The sequence below is a fragment of the Acinetobacter sp. NRRL B-65365 genome (assembly GCF_001605865.1).
GTDB lineage: Bacteria > Pseudomonadota > Gammaproteobacteria > Pseudomonadales > Moraxellaceae > Acinetobacter > Acinetobacter vivianii.
In genome coordinates this window covers 1-5,352 of sequence record NZ_LRPD01000019.1, presented here as the reverse complement: position 1 = coordinate 5,352, position 5,352 = coordinate 1, and the positions used below count along the sequence as shown (strand labels likewise).

Genomic DNA, 5,352 nt, shown 5'->3' with positions numbered 1-5,352 from the left:
AGATCATTAAGAGAATAGAAGAACAACTTGTGTGGATTTTTACTGGTTGATCAATCGAAAATATTTCATTGATTGAATGGTAAAAATTTCTCGAAGTTTATTTGAGCGAATTTTTAGTCAGAAAATTGATGAGCCAAGATTTGTAGCCATAAGCTACTAATGATTTTAAACTGAAGAGTTTGATCATGGCTCAGATTGAACGCTGGCGGCAGGCTTAACACATGCAAGTCGAGCGGGGAAGGGTAGCTTGCTACCTAACCTAGCGGCGGACGGGTGAGTAATGCTTAGGAATCTGCCATTTAGTGGGGGACAACATTCCGAAAGGAATGCTAATACCGCATACGTCCTACGGGAGAAAGCAGGGGATCTTCGGACCTTGCGCTAAATGATGAGCCTAAGTCGGATTAGCTAGTTGGTGGGGTAAAGGCCTACCAAGGCGACGATCTGTAGCGGGTCTGAGAGGATGATCCGCCACACTGGGACTGAGACACGGCCCAGACTCCTACGGGAGGCAGCAGTGGGGAATATTGGACAATGGGCGGAAGCCTGATCCAGCCATGCCGCGTGTGTGAAGAAGGCCTTATGGTTGTAAAGCACTTTAAGCGAGGAGGAGGCTACTTAGATTAATACTCTAGGATAGTGGACGTTACTCGCAGAATAAGCACCGGCTAACTCTGTGCCAGCAGCCGCGGTAATACAGAGGGTGCGAGCGTTAATCGGATTTACTGGGCGTAAAGCGTGCGTAGGCGGCTTTTTAAGTCGGATGTGAAATCCCCGAGCTTAACTTGGGAATTGCATTCGATACTGGGAAGCTAGAGTATGGGAGAGGATGGTAGAATTCCAGGTGTAGCGGTGAAATGCGTAGAGATCTGGAGGAATACCGATGGCGAAGGCAGCCATCTGGCCTAATACTGACGCTGAGGTACGAAAGCATGGGGAGCAAACAGGATTAGATACCCTGGTAGTCCATGCCGTAAACGATGTCTACTAGCCGTTGGGGCCTTTGAGGCTTTAGTGGCGCAGCTAACGCGATAAGTAGACCGCCTGGGGAGTACGGTCGCAAGACTAAAACTCAAATGAATTGACGGGGGCCCGCACAAGCGGTGGAGCATGTGGTTTAATTCGATGCAACGCGAAGAACCTTACCTGGCCTTGACATACTAGAAACTTTCCAGAGATGGATTGGTGCCTTCGGGAATCTAGATACAGGTGCTGCATGGCTGTCGTCAGCTCGTGTCGTGAGATGTTGGGTTAAGTCCCGCAACGAGCGCAACCCTTTTCCTTACTTGCCAGCATTTCGGATGGGAACTTTAAGGATACTGCCAGTGACAAACTGGAGGAAGGCGGGGACGACGTCAAGTCATCATGGCCCTTACGGCCAGGGCTACACACGTGCTACAATGGTCGGTACAAAGGGTTGCTACCTAGCGATAGGATGCTAATCTCAAAAAGCCGATCGTAGTCCGGATTGGAGTCTGCAACTCGACTCCATGAAGTCGGAATCGCTAGTAATCGCGGATCAGAATGCCGCGGTGAATACGTTCCCGGGCCTTGTACACACCGCCCGTCACACCATGGGAGTTTGTTGCACCAGAAGTAGCTAGCCTAACTGCAAAGAGGGCGGTTACCACGGTGTGGCCGATGACTGGGGTGAAGTCGTAACAAGGTAGCCGTAGGGGAACCTGCGGCTGGATCACCTCCTTAACGAAAGATTGGTGACCGGTAAGAATCCACAACAAGTTGTTCTTCGAAGATGTATCTGAGGGTCTGTAGCTCAGTTGGTTAGAGCACACGCTTGATAAGCGTGGGGTCACAAGTTCAAGTCTTGTCAGACCCACCAAATCTGATAGCTGAAGCTGAGATTAAGATATATCGTTCATTATGATTGTAAGCTGGGGACTTAGCTTAGTTGGTAGAGCGCCTGCTTTGCACGCAGGAGGTCAGGAGTTCGACTCTCCTAGTCTCCACCATGAATTAAATTAATATTTAATTCTGAGCTAAATAGATTATAGAGTTTAGTGAATACGGTCTGAATTGACTGGTTTATTAATCTCTGTGATTTATCACAGTTTACTGCTCACCGACGAGGTGGTAGTTAATCATTAACAGATTAGTAGAATTGAGTCTGAAATAAATTGTTCAAACTCGATTAATTTAACACTGACAGTAATACGCAAGTATTTCAGTTAGATGAAGAATTAATCTGAGAACTAGCAAAAACACTGAATCAAGCGTTTTGGTATATGAATTTAGATTGAAGCTGTATGGTGATTAAGTTCACAGACAACGAATAGTAGCAATTAAGTTTGCAACGCTAACACTCACTTGTATGTGTTAACGACTGTTTGGGGTTGTATAGTCAAGTAATTAAGTGCATGTGGTGGATGCCTTGGCAGTCAGAGGCGATGAAAGACGTGATAGCCTGCGAAAAGCTCCGGGGAGGCGGCAAATATCCTTTGATCCGGAGATTTCTGAATGGGGGAACCCACCCGCTATAAGGCGGGTATCAATAACTGAATACATAGGTTATTGAGGCGAACGAGGGGAAGTGAAACATCTCAGTACCCTTAGGAAAAGAAATCAATTGAGATTCCCTTAGTAGCGGCGAGCGAACGGGGATCAGCCCATTAAGTTATGTGTGTTCTAGTGGAACGCTCTGGGAAGTGCGAACGTAGAGGGTGATATTCCCGTACACGAAAGGGCACACATAATGATGACGAGTAGGGCGAGGCACGTGAAACCTTGTCTGAATATGGGGGGACCATCCTCCAAGGCTAAATACTCCTGACTGACCGATAGTGAACCAGTACCGTGAGGGAAAGGCGAAAAGAACCCCTGTGAGGGGAGTGAAATAGATCCTGAAACCGCATGCATACAAGCAGTGGGAGCACCTTCGTGGTGTGACTGCGTACCTTTTGTATAATGGGTCAGCGACTTATATTCAGTAGCAAGGTTAACCGCATAGGGGAGCCGTAGAGAAATCGAGTCTTAATAGGGCGTTTAGTTGCTGGGTATAGACCCGAAACCAGGCGATCTATCCATGAGCAGGTTGAAGGTTGGGTAACACTAACTGGAGGACCGAACCCACTGTCGTTGAAAAGCCAGGGGATGACTTGTGGATAGGGGTGAAAGGCTAATCAAGCCTGGTGATAGCTGGTTCTCCCCGAAAGCTATTTAGGTAGCGCCTCGGACGAATACCATTGGGGGTAGAGCACTGTTTCGGCTAGGGGGTCATCCCGACTTACCAAACCGATGCAAACTCCGAATACCAATGAGTACTATCCGGGAGACAGACTGCGGGTGCTAACGTCCGTAGTCAAGAGGAAAACAATCCAGACCGCCAGCTAAGGCCCCAAAATCATAGTTAAGTGGGAAACGATGTGGGAAGGCATAGACAGCTAGGAGGTTGGCTTAGAAGCAGCCACCCTTTAAAGAAAGCGTAATAGCTCACTAGTCGAGTCGGCCTGCGCGGAAGATGTAACGGGGCTAAAACTATGTGCCGAAGCTGCGGATGTATACTTTAGTATACGTGGTAGGGGAGCGTTCTGTAAGCCGATGAAGGTGTATTGAGAAGTATGCTGGAGGTATCAGAAGTGCGAATGCTGACGTGAGTAACGACAAAACGGGTGAAAAACCCGTTCGCTGAAAGACCAAGGGTTCCAGTCCAACGTTAATCGGGGCTGGGTGAGTCGACCCCTAAGGCGAGGCCGAGAGGCGTAGTCGATGGGAAATTGGTTAATATTCCAATACTTCTGTGTAATGCGATGAGAGGACGGAGAAGGTTAAGTCAGCCTGGCGTTGGTTGTCCAGGTGGAAGGCTGTAGGCATGCATCTTAGGCAAATCCGGGGTGCTCTATGCTGAGAGTTGATAGCAAGCTGTACTTGTACAGTGAAGTGGCTGATACCATGCTTCCAGGAAAAGTCTCTAAGCTTCAGTTACACAGGAATCGTACCCGAAACCGACACAGGTGGTCAGGTCGAGTAGACCAAAGCGCTTGAGAGAACTCTGCTGAAGGAACTAGGCAAAATGGTACCGTAACTTCGGGAGAAGGTACGCTGCTGACGGTGATGGGACTTGCTCCCTGAGCTATTGGCAGCCACAGAAACCAGGCCGCTGCAACTGTTTATTAAAAACATAGCACTCTGCAAACACGAAAGTGGACGTATAGGGTGTGATGCCTGCCCGGTGCTGGAAGGTTAATTGATGGGGTTAGCGTAAGCGAAGCTCTTGATCGAAGCCCCAGTAAACGGCGGCCGTAACTATAACGGTCCTAAGGTAGCGAAATTCCTTGTCGGGTAAGTTCCGACCTGCACGAATGGCATAATGATGGCGGCGCTGTCTCCAGCAGAGGCTCAGTGAAATCGAAATCGCTGTGAAGATGCAGTGTACCCGCGGCTAGACGGAAAGACCCCGTGAACCTTTACTGCAGCTTGACATTGAACTTTGACCTTACTTGTGTAGGATAGGTGGGAGGCTTTGAAGTACGAACGCTAGTTCGTATGGAGCCGTCCTTGAAATACCACCCTGGTAATGTTGAGGTTCTAACTCTGTCCCGTAATCCGGGACGAGGACCATGTCTGGTGGGTAGTTTGACTGGGGCGGTCTCCTCCTAAAGAGTAACGGAGGAGTACGAAGGTGCGCTCAGCGTGGTCGGAAATCACGCGTAGAGTATAAAGGCAAAAGCGCGCTTAACTGCGAGACCCACAAGTCGAGCAGGTACGAAAGTAGGTCTTAGTGATCCGGTGGTTCTGTATGGAAGGGCCATCGCTCAACGGATAAAAGGTACTCTGGGGATAACAGGCTGATACCGCCCAAGAGTTCATATCGACGGCGGTGTTTGGCACCTCGATGTCGGCTCATCTCATCCTGGGGCTGAAGCAGGTCCCAAGGGTATGGCTGTTCGCCATTTAAAGAGGTACGCGAGCTGGGTTTAGAACGTCGTGAGACAGTTCGGTCCCTATCTACCGTGGGCGCTGGAAATTTGAGAGGATCTGCTCCTAGTACGAGAGGACCAGAGTGGACGAACCTCTGGTGTACCGGTTGTGACGCCAGTCGCATCGCCGGGTAGCTATGTTCGGAAGGGATAACCGCTGAAAGCATCTAAGCGGGAAGCCTACCTCAAGATAAGATTTCCCTAGGAATTTATTCCTCTAAAGAGCCGTTCGAGACTAGGACGTTGATAGGTTGGGTGTGGAAGCACGGTGACGTGTGAAGCTGACCAATACTAATTGCTCGTGAGGCTTGACTATACAACACCCAAACAGTTGTTGTATTCAAGATAAATTCAATACATAACTTGATTTAGTGTAGAAACTAGTTACAATACCGACTCAATTAACTAATCCGTTAAT

The 5,352-nt window shown here is 48.8% G+C and carries 2 tRNA genes and 2 rRNA genes; all 4 read left to right on the top strand.

Annotated elements, in window-relative coordinates:
* Positions 1 to 167: 167 nt before the first annotated feature.
* The 4 genes from AWW72_RS09220 (at position 168) to AWW72_RS09205 (ending at position 5,250) form a co-directional block, all read left to right on the top strand.
* A 16S ribosomal RNA gene (locus tag AWW72_RS09220) occupies positions 168 to 1,704 on the top strand.
* Positions 1,705 to 1,763: 59 nt separating this feature from the next.
* Positions 1,764 to 1,840, top strand: a tRNA-Ile gene (locus AWW72_RS09215).
* Between the two features lie 54 nt (positions 1,841 to 1,894).
* Positions 1,895 to 1,970 (top strand) — tRNA-Ala (locus AWW72_RS09210).
* A 387-nt stretch (positions 1,971 to 2,357) separates the two neighbouring features.
* Positions 2,358 to 5,250, top strand: a 23S ribosomal RNA gene (locus tag AWW72_RS09205).
* Together the 16S and 23S rRNA genes with 2 tRNA genes alongside form the textbook arrangement of a ribosomal RNA operon.
* Positions 5,251 to 5,352: the final 102 nt, after the last annotated feature.